Source organism: Bradyrhizobium sp. USDA 4474, assembly GCF_054057515.1.
On sequence record NZ_JBSRZJ010000002.1, the window covers coordinates 1,640,698 to 1,656,914 of the forward strand.

Here is a 16,217-nt window from a genome sequence, read left to right on the forward strand (position 1 = left end):
GTCGCGTCGCTGTTTGCCGCGACGTCTGCGGGGATAATGATCTCGGCCTTGTGGAATGTCGACCCGTTAAGTCGCTCTGCTCAGGAGCCGCTTAGGCCGACCGTTTCACCGCATCGCGACCAGCCGCCGCGACGTCGAGCCGGCCGAGCATCGCCCTCGCCTGTTCCGCGCAATACTCGATCAGCCAGCGCTCGAGGGCGACAGGCGCGAGCGCGGGGGCATAGAGGAAGCCCTGGACGACGTCGCAGCCAAGCTCGGCCAGGATCTTGCGCTGGCCTTCGGTCTCGACGCCTTCGGCAACGACGGTCAGGCCGAGGCCCTGGCCGACGCGCACGACGGCAGTCGCGATGGCGAGTGCGCCAGCATCTTTGTCGACGTCGCGCATGAAACTGCGGTCGATCTTCAGCTCGCGAATCGGCAGATGGGCGAGCCGGCTCAGGCTCGAATAGCCGGTGCCGAAATCGTCCACCGACAGGCCGATGCCGAGCGCGCGGATCGCATGCATCGTCTCCAGCGCGGCAGCGCCGTCCTGCATGAAAGTTCCTTCCGTGATCTCGAGCATCAGCGCGTCCGGCGGCAGCGCGTGTTCGGCGAGGATGTCCGTGAGCCGCGCGGCCAGCGTGACGTTGCGGAAGTTGAGCGGCGACAGGTTGACGGAGACGCAGGGGATGTTGAGCCCGGCCTGGCGCCAGTGCGCCATTTGCCGGCAGGCCTCGCGCACCGACCACAGGCCGATCTGCTCGATCAGGCCGCATTCTTCCGCGAGCGGAATGAATCTTGCGGGCGAGACCTCGCCCAGCGCTGCATCGTGCCAGCGCGCCAGCGCCTCGACGCCGTGGACGGTGCCGTCGCTGCTGCGGATCTGCGGCTGATAGCTGAGCGTCAGCGCCCCCTCCGCGACGGCCCGGCGGAGCGCGGCGATCATCGCCAGTCGCTGCTCGGCGAGCCCCTTCATCTCGGCAGAGAACATGCGATGGGTCGACCGGCCCGCCAGCTTGGCCATGTACATGGCCGCGTCGGCCTGCTGCATCAGCGTGTCGATGTCGGAGGCATGATCGGGGTAGAGGCTGATGCCGATACTGGCCGACATCGCCATCGGCTTCGATCCGAGCCGAAACGGCGCGGCGAGGGCCTCGGCGATACGCGACGCGACGCGCTCGGCGCCCTCGGCATTGCGATGCGGCAGCAGGATGACGAATTCGTCGCCGCCGAGGCGGCCCAGCATGTCCTGAGGCCCGATCTGCTCGCGCAGGCGTTGCGCCAGCTGGATCAGGAGTTCGTCACCGGCGGCATGGCCGAGCGTGTCGTTGACGTCCTTGAAACGGTCGACGTCGAGGAAGGCGAGCGCGACATGGCTGCCGGTCGGACAGGCATCGATCGCGGTGGTGATCAGGTGCCGCAGCTGCGCGCGGTTCGGCAGGCCGGTGAGGATGTCGTGATAGGCGAGCCGCGCGATCTCGGCGCGCGCCTCCTTGCGCTCGATCGCGAAGGCGCCGAGGTTGACGCAGGCATCGACGATGCGCCGGTGCCAGTTGCTGGGCGCGCGCGGCTCGCGATAGTAAAAGGCGAAGGTCGCGATGACACGGCCGTCCTTGGACTTGACCGGGGTCGACCAGCAGGCACGCAACCCGATCGCCAGCGGCATGGCCTTGTAAGGCTGCCAGCGCGGATCGGTGTCGAGATCTTCAGCCAGAACCGGCTCGCCATAGAAGGCGGCGGTGCCGCAGGAGCCGACATCGGGGCCGACGGCGAGGCCATCCAGTGCGCGGGAATAGTCCTCGGGCAGGCTCGGGCCGCCAAGCGGGTGGATCAGGCCTGCGGCATCGACGTGCAGCAGCGAGCAGACGACGTCGGGCGCGATCTGCTCGACGCGGCGGCACAGCCGGTCGGCAATCTCCGTGATCGGCACCTCGTCGGCGAGCGCGCCCATGATGAGCTGCTGCAGCGAGCGCAGCTGCCTGCTCTCGGTGATGTCCTCGAGCAGCGCGAAGATGTGCTTGACGCGGCCCTTGTTGTCGCGGAAGACGTCGATCCGGGCGCACACCCAAATCTCCTGACCGTCCCTGGTGTAGACCAGCGTCTCGACTTCGCCGCGCGGTCCGCCATCGACGAGCCGCTTGACGAGCCTGGCGATCGCCGTGCGGTTGGTGTGGCGACCGGCGATGAGTTCGGCCGCGCGCCGGCCCTCCGCCTCCGCGCTGGTGTAACCGAACAGCGTCGTGAAGGAGGAATTGACGTAGCGGATGTTCTGCTCGACGTCGGTGATGAGCACCGCGCGATTGGTCTGGTCCGAGACCGCGTTGAGGAGCCCGATTCTGACGCGACGCTCGGCGTCCGCGGTCACGTCGCGCGCGAATACGATGTGATGGGTGGCGCCGCCGATGGTCGCCGAGGAAAGTGCGATCATCGCCTTGATCCGGCTGCCGTCGCGCCGCACCAGACTGATCTCGTCGCGGAAATCCACGACCGGATCGGCCTGAAGGCATCTGAGAGTGAGAATTGCGGCATCGCCGCCCAGGGCGTCAGCGCGCGCCAGCTTCCAGATCCGCTCTGCGCCGGCATTGAAATGCGTGATACGACGCGCGCCATCGACGATGACGATGCCGTCGTCGGCGCATTCGAGTGCCGCACGCAGCGCGTCAGGCATCTCGGGCACAGGGGCGTCGCAGCCAGGCATCGTCGGATCCGGATACATCGCAAAGATGCGAAACTCGGCCCGAGGCTAACGCTTCGATGGTGTCCAAGACGTTTTTGCAACCCCTCGGCGTTCGGCGAAGGCACGACATGCTTAACATTCCGCGAACGCCGAGAAGTAATGCGGCGCAGAGGGGGCCCGTTCGGCGCGAGACGCCTGTGCGGCCGGTCGATCAGGGGGCTCAGGCGGCGCCTATTCAGAGACGGTCACGGCCGCCGCGTCCAGCGGTCGGCGTTGACGCTGCCCTGCGGGGCCTCGCCCTTGATGATGGCATCAACCTGCCGCACCGTTTCCAGCGACTGGTACTCGATGGCCTGCGGCGTCAGGCCGCCGACATGCGGCGTCGCGACAACGTTGTGAAGCTTTGCCAGCTCCGGCGTCGGCATCTGGTCGGGGGCGCGGCCGACATCCATCGCGGCACCAGCGATGCGGTTCTCCAGCAGCGCCTTCGCGAGCGCGGCGTCGTCGACGAGATTGCCGCGCGAGAGGTTGATGAAGACGGCATGCTTCTGCATGCGCGCCAGCGCCGCCTCTCCGATCAGTTTTTCGGTCTGCTCGTTGGCGACGGCGAGGCAGACGACGAAGTCTGAAGCCCCGAGCAACTCGTCGAGGCCGACCTGCCTGATCGCGCTGTCGCTGACATCGGCGAAGGGATCGGAGACCAGCACCTCCATGCGCATCACCTTGGCGATTTCGGCGAGATAGCGCCCGATGCTGCCATAGCCGATGATGCCGATCCGGCTGCCGGCGAGCTGCCGCCCCATCCGCGCCTCCGGCTTGCGGCCCGCCTGATAATCAGCCGTGGCCCGCGACACGCCGCGCGAGAGATCGACCATGAAGCCGATCGCCAGCTCGGCAACCGCCTGCACGAAGCCCGGGCCGGCGCGGGTCACCAGCACGCCGGCTTGCGAGGCGGCTTCGACATCGACGTTGCGGATGTCGACGGCGCAGCGGACGAAGGCGCGCAGGCGCGGCAGCTGCGCAAATATCTCGCCGCGGCCTTCAGTCATACGATCGGCGACGATGATGTCGGCGTCCTCAGCCGCCTTGACGAGGCTAGCCGAGTCGAGCGCCTGGTCGCCCTCATGCAGCATCACATCGGCAATGGCGCGCAGGCCGTTCAGGCTGCGATCGCCGTAATAGTTGCGGCGCATCTCCGGCGTGTGGGCCAGCAGGACTTTCACGGCAGCACTCCTTCAGTAGCCGAATGCGCGCGGCAACGCGGTGGAGAGCCATGGCACGAAGGCGATGACGAGCAGGCAGAGCAACAGGAGGCCGAGATAGCCCAGGATCGGCCTGACCGTCTGCTCGATCGGCACATTGCCGATCAAACATGCGCCGTAAAGGCCGAGCCCGAGCGGCGGCGCGAACAGGCCGACGCCCATCGCGATGACAAGCACCACGCCGAAATGCAGGGGATCGATGCCGAGCTGCACCGCGACCGGAAGCAGCAGCGGCCCGAAGATGATGAGCGCGGCCGCGCCTTCCAGAACCGAGCCCATCACGATCAGCACAGCGATCGCGAGCAGCATGAACAGCCAGATGCCCGAGGTCCTGGACAGTCCCAGCATGAACTCGCCGACCGCATGCGGCACCTGCTGCAAGGTCAGCGTGAATGCCAGCGACTGCGCGGCGGCGACGATGAACAGCACCAGGCCTGCACGCGTGGCCGCCTGCACGAAACCACGCGCGGCCGATCTGAAACTGAGCTCGCGGAACACCACGCTGCCGACGACAAGTGCGTAGGCGACGGCAAAGGCGGAGATTTCCGTAGCCGTGGCAAAGCCGCTCTTGAAGCCGAAGAAGATCATGAAGATCAGCCCGAAGGAGGCGAGCGCGCCGCTCCACAGGCCCGAAACCGGCACCTGCCGCTCGACCTCTTCGGCGTCACCAGGCGGCTTGCCGAAGGCGATGGAGAACGCGATCAGCACCGCCGCCATCAGCGCCGCCGGCAGCAGCCCTGCCATGAACAGGCCGCCGATCGAAAGGTTCGCGACGAAGCCCAGAATGATCAGGTTGATGCAGGGTGGGATGGTCTCCGCCATCACCGCGGACGCGGCAAGCAGCGCCACCGCGCTGCCCGGGTTCTGCCGCGAGCGGCGCGCCGCCGGGATCAGCACGGAGCCGACGGCCGCAACATCGGCCATCTTCGAGCCCGAGATGCCGGAGAACAGCACCATCGAGGCCACCATCACGACGTTGAGGCCGCCGCGCATGCGACCGACCGCGCGCTGCAACAGCTCGATCAGGCGCACCGACATTCCGTTGGCTTCCATGAGGTAGCCGACGAGGATGAAGAACGGGATCGCCAGCAACACGAAATTGTCGATGCCGCGCGCCATCTGCTGGGCGAAGATGACGCCGGGCAGCGCGCCCTCGACCCAGATGAAGATCAGGGCGGCCAGCGCCAGCGCGAAACCGATCGGCAAGCCGCCGAACAGCGTGGCAAAGAAGCCGATCAGCATCAGCATGCCCGCCGATGGCACCGATGATGGGGACAGGTAGTCCCAGATGAGGTAGAGGCTGGTCACCACGGCGATGGCGATGAGGCCTCCGACGATGTCCGGAAGCGGCCGCGCGCAGAGATGATCGATGGCGAACACCGTCATGAACAGCGCGCCGATGCCCATCGGGTAGAACGTGAGCTCCAGCGGCAGGCCTGAACCGGTGGTCTGCCCTGATGTCAGCGAGCCCAGCTTGATCGCATTGTAGGCGACATAGGCGGAGATCAGCACGACGAGCACGGCGCTGGCGGCATCGACCAGCGTCCGCAGCCGCAACGACAGCAGATCGCGGAAGAAGGACACGCCGACATTCTCGCCGCGCGCGAGCGCGCTTGCCGCGCCGAAGAAGGCGGAGCCGACCATCAATCCGCGCGCGACGTCGTCCGACCATTCGACGGGCGCGTTGAAGAAGAAGCGCAGCAGCACGGAGGCGCAAACGACGGCGAGATCGGCGGCCAGCAGAACGGCCGCGATCGCGTCGCTGCAACGCAGCAGCAACGCGATGCCGCCGTTGCGGCGGTTCGGGAGCGGTACGGCTTCTGCCACCACCATCTCAGGCTTGTGTCGAACGAATGATGTCGATGACCGCCTTGGACTCCGGCCGCGCCTTGATGAAATTGTCGGTCTGCGGCGCCACCCGCTTCTTGAACGCCTCGCGATCGCATTCGGCCACCGTCACGCCCTTCTCGGTCAAGGCCGCCAGTGCCTCCTTCTCGACCGCGAGCCCATGGGCGCGCGTGTCGGCCGCCGCCTTCTTCGCGGCGTCGAGGAAGCCCTCGCGCAGCTTCGGATCCATGCGGTTGAAGGTCATGTCGCTGAAGTAGATCGCGAGCGGCGAGAAATTGTGCTGCGTCAGCGCGTAGAATTTTGCCGTCTCATAGAACTTGCTGGCGAGGATCGTCGGCGGATCGTGCTCGAGACCGTCGAGCACGCCGGCCTGCAACGCCGTGTAGATTTCGCCGAACGCCAGCGGTGTCGCGGCGGCACCCATCAGCCGCAGGCATTCCGTGATGACGGGATTTGGCAGCGTTCGGATCTTGAGACCCGCGAGATCCTCCGGCGTCTTCACCGGCTTCCTGGCAAGCACGCTGCGCGAGCCGAAATTATAGGCCCAGGCGATGATGCGGATGTTGCTGCCCTTGAGCAGCGCGTCCTCGATCGGCCTGGCCGCGCCGGCGTCGAAGGCCTTGGTCTGCTGCGGAAAGCTCGAGAACAGAAAGCCGAGATCATAGGTGCCGACCAGCGGCACCAGATTGGCCGAGATCGACGAGCCCGACACCATGAGATCGATGACGCCGAGCTTCACCGAATTGATGACGTCGATTTCCTGGCCGAGCTGGTTGTCCGGGAAGAACGCGACCTCGACTTGGTCGCCGAGCCCGTTGCCCTTCAAATTCTTGACGAGGTTGTCGTAGTAGACGCGGCCGTTGGCGAATTTGGGATCGTTCGGCAGCGAGGAGGAGCATTTCAGCTTCAGCGTCGCCGCTTCCGCGCGGCCGATGATGGCGGGAGACAGCACGAGGCCGGCGGTCACGGCCGTCGACGACTTGAGGAACGTGCGACGGCTGAATGGCACGATGGTCATGGTCTCTCTCCCGAATATTGTTGTTTTGCAGCCGCGGTCGTTGCCATGGCCTGTTGCGCGGAGAGTATGGCCAAAGCGACGGGGCAGGCAAGGCTCGCGGCTGGGGGCGGCGCGAGCGCGCAAGTGGCGAGCGCGCGGCAAGGATGGCCGGGGAATGCCTATGATTGCCGATGTTTTCAATCATGCCGCAACGCGACCGAACAACGGGCTGCAAGATTGACGTAGATCGATCCAATTCAGGTATGGATCGATACCGAACGCGGATCGATGGGCAGGCAGCAAAAAAGCTGCGGGACCGAGATCCCGCAGCTCTCGCAGTTCAATGATACGACTGACGTCAGCGTGACGACGCGATGCTCAGCTGTCCGTTCGCCGCCTCGACATCGCGCGAAGGCCGCAGCGCGAAGGCGCCGTCGCCGAGCAGCGCCTGCGCGGCCAGTGCAATCGCCCAGAACGCCGGGTATTCCCAGCCGCCCTTCGGGTTGGTGAAGAAGAAGCCGGCGGCACCATGCACGGTGAAGATCGCGCCGAGCAGGATCGGGATGCCGGCAAGCGCCGCATAGCGGGTCCAGATTCCGAGGATCAGGGCAATGCCGCTGAGAACTTCCACGGTCATGACGAGGTAGGCGAGCTCGGGCGGGAAGCCGAGGCTGCCAAAGAACTTTGCAGTGCCTGCGGGGGTGAAAATGAACAGCTTCAGGCCAGCGTGGGCCAGAAACAACGCCCCCAAGGTCACGCGCAGCACCAGCGCGGCGTAGGGAGCGGTACGGGAATCGATCATAGCGGTCTCCATTGTTGGCCGCTGTATGATATATTCTCAGAAGAATGATAATCCGCTATTTTGGAAATATACTTCACACCATTGGAGCGAAATAGATGCTCGACCGCCTGACCAGCCTGGAGGTCTTCGCCAAGGTGGCGGCCAACGGCAGCCTGTCCGGCGCGGCCCGGGCGATGGGCCTGTCGCAGACCATGGTGACCAAGCATGTCGCCTCGCTGGAGGCGCGGCTCGGCATCAAGCTGTTCCACCGCACCACGCGGCGGCTGTCGATCACCGAGGCCGGCCGCCTCTATCTGGAGTCCTCGGAGCGGATCCTTGCCGACATGGAGACGGCCGATGCCGCGGTCGCGCGCGAGCGCGTCGAGCCGCGCGGATCATTGCGGGTCAACGTGCCCGTCGTGTTCGGCACAAGGCAGATCGCGCCGCTCATCGCGGACTTCTCGGAGCGCCATCCCGAGGTGACGCTCGAGCTCGGCCTCAATGATCGCCTCGTCGACCTCGCCGAGGAAGGCTGGGATCTCGCGATCCGCATCGGCAAGCTGCGCGACTCCTCCATGGTGGCGCGAAAGCTCGCGCCTAACCGGCTGGTGGTCTGCGCGGCGCCGTCCTATCTGGCGAAACACGGCACCCCGCGCAGCGTGGCCGACCTCGCCGCGCATAATTGCCTCGGCTACACGCTCTCACAGCAGGCCAGCGCGGCGGAATGGCTGTTCGGCGCGGAGGGTGAGATCCGCGTCCAGGTCTCCGGAAACCTGCGTGCCAACAACGGCGATGCGCTGCGTGCGGCCACGCTCGCGGGCCTTGGCCTCGCGCGGCAGCCGACCTTCATCGTGGCCGACGATCTGCGCGCCGGCACGCTGGTCGCGCTGCCGCTCGACCAGCCGGAGATGCAGTCCTCCGCGGTGCATGCGGTCTACCTGCCGGATCGTCGTCCGCCGGCGAAGGTGCGCGCCTTCATCGATTTCCTCGCCGCGCGCTTCGGGCCAGAGCCTCCTTGGGATCGTGGACTGTTTTGACATCGCAATGACGCGTCGGCTCGGGCAGATGCCCTGCCCCATCTGCTCGAGCGTGAGCTGGCGCACAGACAGAGCAATGGCGGTCGACTAGAGAAGGTGACATCCTCGCGCCATTGCCCGATGGAGGTGACACCATGCGCCGTCCAGTCCTTCGTCTTTTAGTTCTTGCCGCCGGTCTCCTTGCGCTCACCCGTTTGATGACACCGTCCCAGGCTGCAGCCGAAGCCCGGCTCGCGCTGGTGATCGGCCAATCCGCCTATCGCACGGTGCCGGAGCTGCCCAACGCCGCCAATGACGCCAAGGGCATGGCCGAACTGCTCGGCAATGCCGGCTTCACGGTCACCGCAGCGCCGAACCTCGCGCAGAACGAGATGCGCCAGGCGATCTCGGACTTCGCCGGCAAAGTCAGCGCCAGCGGCGCCGACACCATCGCGCTGGTGTTCTATGCCGGCCACGGCCTGCAGATCGACGGCGAGAACTATCTCGTGCCTGTCGATCTCGATCCCAAGCGCGAGGCGGACATTCCGCTGCAGGGCGTGCGGCTCAACGATCTGCTCAATACACTCGGCGCGCTGCCGACGCGGGCCCGCATCTTCATGCTCGATGCCTGCCGCAACAATCCGTTCCCGGCGCTGTCGGGCGCCGGCCATGGCCTCGCCATCGTCGACACCAAGGCCGGTGCACCGGGCTCCTTCATTTCATATTCGACCTCGCCGGGGGCGGAAGCCGAGGACGGCGCGGGCGCCGACAGTCCCTACACCACGGCCGCATTGACGGTCGCCAAGCAACCGAACATCCCGATCGAGGAGGTGTTCAAGCGCATCCGCATCGCGGTGGCGCAATCGACCGACGGGCGGCAGATCCCCTGGGAAAGCTCGTCGCTGACGACAGACTTCAGGTTCTTCGGCGAGAGCAGCAACCAGCCGCCTCCTGCTTCCGGCGCCAATGCGATGGCGCTCGCCGGCGCCACCCGCAGCGTCGAGGACTGGCGCAAGGATCTGCAGGGCAAGGACGCCAAGGTCGCCTATGATCTCGTGATCGCCGACGACACGGTGCCTGCGTATCAGGCCTATATCGAGCTGTACGCGCAGGACATCCGCACCCCGCGGCTGCGCACGGTGCTGGAGCGGCGGCGCCAGATGCTGGCATGGGACCGCGCGTTGGCGATCAACACCCGCGCCTCATACGAGGCTTATCTTGCGAATTGGGACAACAGCGATCTCGCCGCCACCGCGCGCCGGCTGCTGCTCCGCGTGCAGAACCGCAATTATGCCTTGCCGGTTGCGGCCGCCGCGCTCCCGGTTGCCGTCGCCATGGCGCCGACCTGCCCCTGCTCGGCCCCGACGCCGCCGGCCACGCCGATCAATCCGACGGTTGCGCCTGTCATCAAGAAGCGCGTCGACGACACGCCCCCGCCGACAAGGCGCAAGGTCGTCGACACGCCGCCGAAGCGCCGGCCGCCGCCCGACGAGGTCGTCGTCGAGCGCGCGCCGCCGCAAGGCCCGCCGCCCGGCGCCGTGATGCAAGGCATCGGCATCGGGATTGGCATCGGCATGGGTATGGGTGGCGGCGGCCGCGGCGGCGAGATGGGGCACGGCGATTACAGCCGCGGTAACAGATACTGAGGTCACCGATCGCGAAGCGGAGGGCAAACTTGCCCTCCGTCACGGCGAGCGGAGCGAAGCAATCCAGAGTCTTTTCCGCGGAGCGATTCTGGTATTGCTTCGCTCCGCTCGCACGACAAAGAGGCCGCACCCTGCCTCTCTTCCGGAAATGCTGTAGTCTGATCGACAGACTCAGGATGTTCGGAGATTTTTCGTCGATGCCGCAAGAGGTTCACGCCAAGCACGCATGGCCGGTCTTCCGCTCGCTCGCATCCTATGCCCTGCCCGGCGACCTCATGGCGGGGCTGACGCTCGCGGCCATCGCGATCCCCGAGCAGATGGCGACCGCGAGGCTCGGCGGCTTCGCGCCGCAGATCGGCTTCTTCGCCTTCATGGCGGGCTCGCTCGGTTTTGCGCTGCTCGGCGGCAATCGCTTCCTCTCCTGCGGCGCCGATTCCACGATCACGCCGATCTTTGCCGGCGGCCTTGCCGCGCTCGCAGCGGCCGGCTCGCCTGAATATCAGGGCCTTGCGATCGCGCTGGCCTTGATGGTCGGCGCCATGATGCTCGCCGGCGGCGCGTTCCGGCTCGGCGGCATCGCGAACCTGCTATCGATGCCGGTGATGATCGGCTTTCTCGCCGGCATCTCCGTCCATATCATCGTGTCGCAATTGCCTGGCGTGCTGGGACTGGACTCGCCGAGCGGACCGACGCTCGACCGCATCGGAGTGCTTGCAACCGAGATCGGCCGCACCAATCCTGTCACGTTCTGCATTGGCTTCGGCGTGCTGGCGGTGGTCTTCGTCTCCGAGAATATCAGCCCGAAAATCCCGGGCGCGCTGATCGGGCTCGTTGCCGCCACGCTGGCCACCATCGCGCTCGGCCTCGAGAGCAAGGGCGTCAACGTCGTCGGCGTGGTGCCCGGCACGCTGCCGCGGCCGACCTTTCCTGATCTCGCGCCGGAGCTATGGGTCCGAATCGTCCCCCTCGCCTTCGTGATCACCGTCGTCGTGATGGTGCAGACCGCGGCCACCACGCGGTCCTTCCCGTCCGATCCCGACCAGCCCGCCGATGTCGATCGCGACTTTGTCGGCGCCGGCGCCGGCAGCGTATTATCGGGTCTGTTCGGCGCCTTCCCGGTCAATGCCAGCCCGCCGCGCACGGGCATCGTCGCCGAGACCGGCGGACAATCGCAGCTCGCAGGACTTGCGGCTGCCGTGATCGTGCTGTTGTTGCTCGCCTTCGGCACGGGATTGTTGCGCCACGTGCCTGATGCGGCCCTCGGCGGCATTCTGTTGTTCGTGGCGCTGCGGATCATCCGCGTGAGGCAGATCGTCACGATCTACCGCCAGTCGTTCAGCGAATTCCTGCTGATCGTCGCCACCGCCGCACTCATCATCGTGCTGCCGATCCAGCAGGGCGCGTTCCTCGGCATCGTGCTGTCGCTGCTACACGGTATCTGGAGCACCACGCGCGCCAAGCTGGTTGAGTTCGAGCGCGTGCCGGGCACCACGATCTGGTGGCCGGCACATCCGCATATCACCGGCGAGCGCGTCAATGGCGTCGCGGTGATCGGACTTCAGGCGCCGCTGTCCTTCCTCAACGCGCCGGGTTTCCGCAGCGACGTGAGCAAGGTCATCACGGCAGCCACGCCGCAACTGCTGGTGCTGGAGGCGAGCGGCATGGTCGAGATCGACTTCACCGCCGCGCAGATCCTGCTCGACGTCTTCAAGGCGTGCAGCGCGCAAGGCGTCACGGTGGCGCTGGCCCGGCTGGAATCGGTGCGCGCACAGGACGCGTTCGAGCGTTTCAAATTGTTCGACGTCCTGCCGAGGGAGCACGTCTTCCACAGCGTGGACGAGGCCGTGCACAGACTGGCGAAATAATCACGACAGCAGCGTGGGATGGTCCCGCTGCGCCGTTTCGCGGATCCAGCTGGCGTGGATCGCGCGGAACAGGATCTGCGCCGTCTTGAGGTCGTTCGCGGTCATGCAGAGATCGACGATGCGATGCACCGCGTCGTCGCGCATCAGGCCGTCGGAGATCTTCATCGCAATTTCCATCGCGACCTTTGCGGCGCGCTCATAGCGCGCACTCTCGCCGTCCTCGTTTCGCGCAGAGCCGGCGGCGCTCTGGGCCGCAGCATCACAAATGGCGCGGATGCGCGCGACGGCTTCGATGTCGCCGAGCGGCCATTCGACCGCTTCGTCCCAGATCTCTTTCCGCGCCTTGCGCGCGAACCACTTCATCGCCATTCCACGCAGTCTTCCGCTTCAGGCCCACTCAGCATAGATCGGCGAGACGATTTTTGCACCACGCCCCTTCGCCGAGCGCATTCAGGATGTTCGACGCGGTCCGATGGACTCGAACTGCGCCTTCTGCTCGTCGTTCAGCGTCGCGTAAAAATCCTCCAGCGCCGCGCGTACCGACTTGACGCCGTCGAGCATGATTTCGAGCCGCTTGCGGACCGCGGCCATGCGCGCCGGCGGCGTCATCACGTCGCCAGGCTGACATGCCGCCTTCAGAGATGAGCTGACGTTGGCGCTGGTATCCTGAAGCACCTGCAGCGCGGCGCGCTGGGTCTCGTTGGGATGCAGCCTCGCCTCGATGTCGGCGCCAGGCCAATCGAGCGCAGCGGACGCTCCGCAATTCTGGACCAGCGATCCCCCGCTATTGCCGGACGCCGTGGCATGACGCTGATCCTCGGCCAGCGCATTGAAGCGCGCCTTCTGTTCGTCAGTGAGTGAGCCGTAGAATTTATCGAGGGCCGGTTGAACGAGATCGACGGCCTTCTCCATCGCCTCGATGCGCAGCTGCATCGCTGCCAGCCGGCCGGGCGCGGTCGCGGCGACTTGCGTCGGGCAGGAGGCACGGATCATCCCGGCCGCATCGATCGAGGCATTGCCGAGTTCGTCAAGGCTTGCGCGTTGCGCTTCGGTCGGTTGCACCGCTGCGGCAATCTGGTCGATCGGCAGACCGACGATTTCGCGTCGGTCGCTGCCGCAAAGCTGATCAACCGCAACGCCTCGCGCATGTCGCCGCCCCTGCGGTCGCTGCGGCAGATAGGTCGCGAGACCGTCATAGCCATAGGGGCCGAAGATGCCGGCATAAATGTCCGGATAGCCGTAGCCCCAGAAGCCGAGACCGTCGCCCCAGATCGCGTAGTCGTAGAAGTCGTTATAGGCGAACGGCCAGAACAACGGTCCGACCCAGCCATAACCGCCGCCCGGATGCTGCCACCATCCGCTGCCGGCGCCTTGCCAGCCCGCCAGCGCGGCGGCCGCTGCGATCTGGGCTCGCGCCGCCGGATTGCCGATCAGCCGGCCATTGCGGAAGGTACCGGCGTGGAAGTTGAAGGCTTTACGAAAATTCCCTGGGCGGACGGCTGCATTGCGGATCTGACCGAAGCTCGGGCCACCATGTCGAGCTCCTGTTGCGAGATGGACTCCGCCATGATGCCCTCCCCCGCCATGCGCGTGCCCGAAGCCATGACCGCCAAAATGGCCGCCACCAAAATGGTGGCCGCCGGCGTGACCGCCTCCGTGCCCACCGCCATGACCGCCGCCGCCATGACCACCACCACCGCCCTTGCCCAGAGCCGTGCCGGCCAGCATGCAGGCAAGCGCCATCGCGGCAATTCCAGTGACGGGTCGCAACATCGCATCCTCCCGAGAGTGCCATGGAGGCATCGGAGCGTGTCGGGAATTGGAACCGGCCCGCTTGCCGAAAGTTCCCGCGGCTGCGGTGCGGCAGGCCGCTACGCTTCCGGCACGATCTTGCCGGGATTGAAGATGTTTTGCGGATCGAGCGCTTTCTTCAGCGCGCGCATCGCATCGAGCGCCTCGGGGCCGAGCTCGGCCTCGAGATATTTCTGCTTGCCCTGGCCGATGCCGTGCTCGCCGGTGCAGGTTCCGTCCATCGCCTGCGCGCGCTCGACGAGGCGATGCATGAACTCCTCGCCGCGCGCCATCTCGGCCGCATCGTTGATGTCACACAGCAGCGAGCAGTGGAAATTGCCGTCCCCGACATGGCCCACGATGGGCGACAACAGATTGAGGCGCTTGAGATCTTCCTCGGTCTCGCTGACGCAATCGGCAAGGCGCGAGATCGGCACGCAGACGTCGGTTGCGACCACGCCGATGCTGTCGCCCGGACGCAGCGCCTTGACCGACCAATAGGCGTCATGCCGCGCCTGCCACAATTTTGTGCGATCCTCCGGCTTGGTGGTCCAGGAGAAATCGCCGCCGCCGCACTCCCTGGCGATCTCGCCGAAGGCCTTGGACTGCTCGGCAACCTCGATCTCGCTGCCGTGGAATTCCATCAGCAGCAGCGGCGTCTCGGGCAGCGTCAGCTTCGAATAGGCGTTGCAGGCCTTCACCTGCGCAGCATTGAGCAGCTCGATGCGCGCCACGGGAATGCCGGTCTGGATCGCCAGGATCACGGCCTGACACGCGCCGTGCACTGACACGAACGATACCGCGCCGGCCGCGATCGTCTCGGGGATGCCGCGCAGGCGGATGGTCAATTCGGAGATGATGCCGAGCGTGCCCTCGGCACCCACGAACAGATGCGTCAGGTCGTAGCCCGCAGATGATTTCTTGGCACGCGTGCCCGTCGTGATGATCTCGCCGTCGCCACGCACGACCTTCAGCGCCAGCACGCTGTCGCGCATGGTGCCGTAGCGCACCGCATTGGTCCCGGAGGCGCGGGTCGAGGCCATGCCGCCGAGCGACGCATCCGCGCCGGGATCAATCGGGAAGAACAGGCCCTGGTCGCGCAAATGCTCGTTGAGCGCCTTGCGGGTGACGCCGGGCTGGATCACGCAATCGAGATCCTCGGCATGAACAGCGAGCACCTTGTTCATGTCGCGCAAATCGATCGAGATGCCGCCGGCGGGCGCGTTGACCTGGCCTTCGAGCGAGGTGCCGGTGCCGAAGGGAATGACGGGCACGCCGTTTTTCGCGCAGATCCGCACCACGTCCTGAATGTCGGCGGTCTCCTGCGCCATCACCACGCCGTCGGGCGGCTGGTTGACGATCCATGTCGTGGTATGGCCGTGCTGCTCGCGGACGGCCTGCGAGGTGATCAGGCGGTTGCCGAAGCGTGCGGCAAGCTGCTCCAGCGCGCTTGCGAGGGCTTTCGGCTCCGGCCGCGGCGGATTATTGGTGATAGCAGTACCCACGGATCGTCCTCCCGACAGAGAAACCGTGGCAAAGGACATCTCGCCGGTCAAGTCAAGCGACCGGACGCATAGGCAGGGAATGAGACATGCCGGACAGTGCCGCCGCCAAGCCCGAGCCGTTCCGCTCATCGATCATGCAGATCGAGCCGCAATGGATCGACTATAACGGCCATCTCAACATGGCCTATTACAACGTGATGTTCGACCGGGCGATCGACCAGATGTGGCTGCAACTCGGGATCGGGCCCGGCTACATGAAAGAGCGCAACGGTTCGACCTTCACGGCCGAATGCCACGTGCGGTATCTGCGCGAGATCCATCTCGGCGATCCCGTGCAGGTCTCGGTCTGGCTGCTGGAAGCCGACGACAAGCGACTGCACACCTTCCAGGAGCTGCGTCACGCCACCGAAGGCTGGCTGTCGGCCACATCGGAAAACATGTCGCTGCACATCGACATGAGCTCGCGCAAGGTGGCGGCGTTTCCGCCTGATATCAGCGAGCGCATCGCGGCCGTCGTCATGGCTCATCGCGCCGTGGCGCGGCCGGAAGGCATCGGCCGAAACGTGGCGATGCCTTCGAAGAGATAGCCAAGAGCTGCTGCCATCCACCTCTCCCCGACGGGGAGAGGCAGAGATGACCGCTAGATCCTCCTGCCGCGGGCGAGGCCGACCACGGCCGAGACCAGGAACAGGACGACCGCGACGAAGAAGATGATCTTGGCGATTTCGATCGACGCGCCGGCGAGGCCGCCAAAGCCCAGGATGCCGGCGATCAGGGCGATAACCAGAAACGTCACAACCCAGCTCAGCATGGTCAAAACCTCTGTTTCGTTGTCTGTGTGCGATCGGCG

The 16,217-nt window shown here is 66.0% G+C and carries 13 protein-coding genes; 4 read left to right on the top strand and 9 right to left on the bottom strand.

Going from position 1 to position 16,217, the window contains the following annotated elements; all coding sequences use genetic code 11:
• Positions 1 to 91: 91 nt before the first annotated feature.
• From ACVW16_RS09575 to ACVW16_RS09595, 5 genes are all read right to left on the bottom strand, one after another.
• Entirely contained in the window at positions 92 to 2,677 is a 2,586-nt protein-coding gene (locus ACVW16_RS09575; protein WP_456738789.1) for an EAL domain-containing protein, read from the bottom strand.
• 224 nt (positions 2,678 to 2,901) lie between these two features.
• Complete coding sequence (locus ACVW16_RS09580; RefSeq protein WP_456735989.1) at positions 2,902 to 3,879, bottom strand: NAD(P)-dependent oxidoreductase; 978 nt, start codon at positions 3,877 to 3,879, stop codon at positions 2,902 to 2,904.
• 12 nt (positions 3,880 to 3,891) lie between these two features.
• Positions 3,892 to 5,751 carry a TRAP transporter large permease gene (locus ACVW16_RS09585; protein WP_456735990.1) on the bottom strand — a complete coding sequence of 620 codons (1,860 nt, stop codon included), beginning with the start codon at positions 5,749 to 5,751 and terminating at the stop codon, positions 3,892 to 3,894.
• A gap of 1 nt (position 5,752) precedes the next feature.
• Positions 5,753 to 6,784 (bottom strand): TRAP transporter substrate-binding protein DctP, encoded by a 1,032-nt coding sequence (gene dctP / locus ACVW16_RS09590; protein ID WP_456699003.1) that lies wholly within the window; start codon positions 6,782 to 6,784, stop codon positions 5,753 to 5,755.
• 337 nt (positions 6,785 to 7,121) lie between these two features.
• Positions 7,122 to 7,565, bottom strand: coding sequence for a DoxX family protein (locus ACVW16_RS09595; RefSeq protein ID WP_456699004.1), 444 nt, complete (start codon positions 7,563 to 7,565; stop codon positions 7,122 to 7,124).
• 95 nt (positions 7,566 to 7,660) lie between these two features.
• On the opposite strand from ACVW16_RS09595, the gene ACVW16_RS09600 reads away from it, so the two are divergent.
• The 3 genes from ACVW16_RS09600 to ACVW16_RS09610 all read left to right on the top strand — a co-directional run bounded on the left by ACVW16_RS09600 (position 7,661) and on the right by ACVW16_RS09610 (position 12,071).
• Positions 7,661 to 8,581 (top strand): LysR substrate-binding domain-containing protein, encoded by a 921-nt coding sequence (locus ACVW16_RS09600; protein WP_456699005.1) that lies wholly within the window; start codon positions 7,661 to 7,663, stop codon positions 8,579 to 8,581.
• 134 nt (positions 8,582 to 8,715) lie between these two features.
• Positions 8,716 to 10,206, top strand: coding sequence for a caspase family protein (locus ACVW16_RS09605; protein WP_456738790.1), 1,491 nt, complete (start codon positions 8,716 to 8,718; stop codon positions 10,204 to 10,206).
• Between the two features lie 197 nt (positions 10,207 to 10,403).
• Entirely contained in the window at positions 10,404 to 12,071 is a 1,668-nt protein-coding gene (locus ACVW16_RS09610; protein WP_456735991.1) for a SulP family inorganic anion transporter, read from the top strand.
• On the opposite strand, the gene ACVW16_RS09615 is transcribed toward ACVW16_RS09610, so the two are convergent.
• The 3 genes from ACVW16_RS09615 to ACVW16_RS09625 form a co-directional block, all read right to left on the bottom strand.
• On the bottom strand, positions 12,072 to 12,434 hold the full coding sequence (locus ACVW16_RS09615; RefSeq protein ID WP_456699008.1) for a hypothetical protein: 363 nt from the start codon (positions 12,432 to 12,434) through the stop codon (positions 12,072 to 12,074).
• 87 nt (positions 12,435 to 12,521) lie between these two features.
• A complete protein-coding gene (locus tag ACVW16_RS09620) occupies positions 12,522 to 13,844 on the bottom strand; it encodes a Spy/CpxP family protein refolding chaperone (protein ID WP_456735992.1) in 1,323 nt (440 codons plus the stop codon).
• A gap of 98 nt (positions 13,845 to 13,942) precedes the next feature.
• Positions 13,943 to 15,367, bottom strand: a complete 1,425-nt coding sequence (locus ACVW16_RS09625; protein WP_456735993.1) for an FAD-binding oxidoreductase — start codon at positions 15,365 to 15,367, stop codon at positions 13,943 to 13,945.
• An 86-nt stretch (positions 15,368 to 15,453) separates the two neighbouring features.
• Between ACVW16_RS09625 and ACVW16_RS09630 the strand changes: the two genes are divergently transcribed.
• Positions 15,454 to 15,954, top strand: coding sequence for a thioesterase family protein (locus ACVW16_RS09630; protein ID WP_456699011.1), 501 nt, complete (start codon positions 15,454 to 15,456; stop codon positions 15,952 to 15,954).
• Positions 15,955 to 16,007: 53 nt separating this feature from the next.
• Here the strand turns inward: ACVW16_RS09630 and ACVW16_RS09635 are convergent, their stop codons facing one another.
• On the bottom strand, positions 16,008 to 16,178 hold the full coding sequence (locus tag ACVW16_RS09635) for a DUF1328 domain-containing protein (RefSeq protein ID WP_045006173.1): 171 nt from the start codon (positions 16,176 to 16,178) through the stop codon (positions 16,008 to 16,010).
• Positions 16,179 to 16,217: the final 39 nt, after the last annotated feature.

What these genes read in the sequence shown, in the direction of transcription:
- ACVW16_RS09575 (WP_456738789.1), bottom strand. Translation starts at nt 2,677, where the DNA reads ATGCCTGGCTGCGACGCCCCTGTGCCCGAGATGCCTGACGCGCTGCGT.
- ACVW16_RS09585 (WP_456735990.1), bottom strand. Translation starts at nt 5,751, where the DNA reads ATGGTGGTGGCAGAAGCCGTACCGCTCCCGAACCGCCGCAACGGCGGC.
- dctP (WP_456699003.1), bottom strand. Translation starts at nt 6,784, where the DNA reads ATGACCATCGTGCCATTCAGCCGTCGCACGTTCCTCAAGTCGTCGACG.
- ACVW16_RS09595 (WP_456699004.1), bottom strand. Translation starts at nt 7,565, where the DNA reads ATGATCGATTCCCGTACCGCTCCCTACGCCGCGCTGGTGCTGCGCGTG.
- ACVW16_RS09600 (WP_456699005.1), top strand. Translation starts at nt 7,661, where the DNA reads ATGCTCGACCGCCTGACCAGCCTGGAGGTCTTCGCCAAGGTGGCGGCC.
- ACVW16_RS09605 (WP_456738790.1), top strand. Translation starts at nt 8,716, where the DNA reads ATGCGCCGTCCAGTCCTTCGTCTTTTAGTTCTTGCCGCCGGTCTCCTT.
- ACVW16_RS09610 (WP_456735991.1), top strand. Translation starts at nt 10,404, where the DNA reads ATGCCGCAAGAGGTTCACGCCAAGCACGCATGGCCGGTCTTCCGCTCG.
- ACVW16_RS09615 (WP_456699008.1), bottom strand. Translation starts at nt 12,434, where the DNA reads ATGAAGTGGTTCGCGCGCAAGGCGCGGAAAGAGATCTGGGACGAAGCG.
- ACVW16_RS09620 (WP_456735992.1), bottom strand. Translation starts at nt 13,844, where the DNA reads ATGTTGCGACCCGTCACTGGAATTGCCGCGATGGCGCTTGCCTGCATG.
- ACVW16_RS09630 (WP_456699011.1), top strand. Translation starts at nt 15,454, where the DNA reads ATGCCGGACAGTGCCGCCGCCAAGCCCGAGCCGTTCCGCTCATCGATC.
- ACVW16_RS09635 (WP_045006173.1), bottom strand. Translation starts at nt 16,178, where the DNA reads ATGCTGAGCTGGGTTGTGACGTTTCTGGTTATCGCCCTGATCGCCGGC.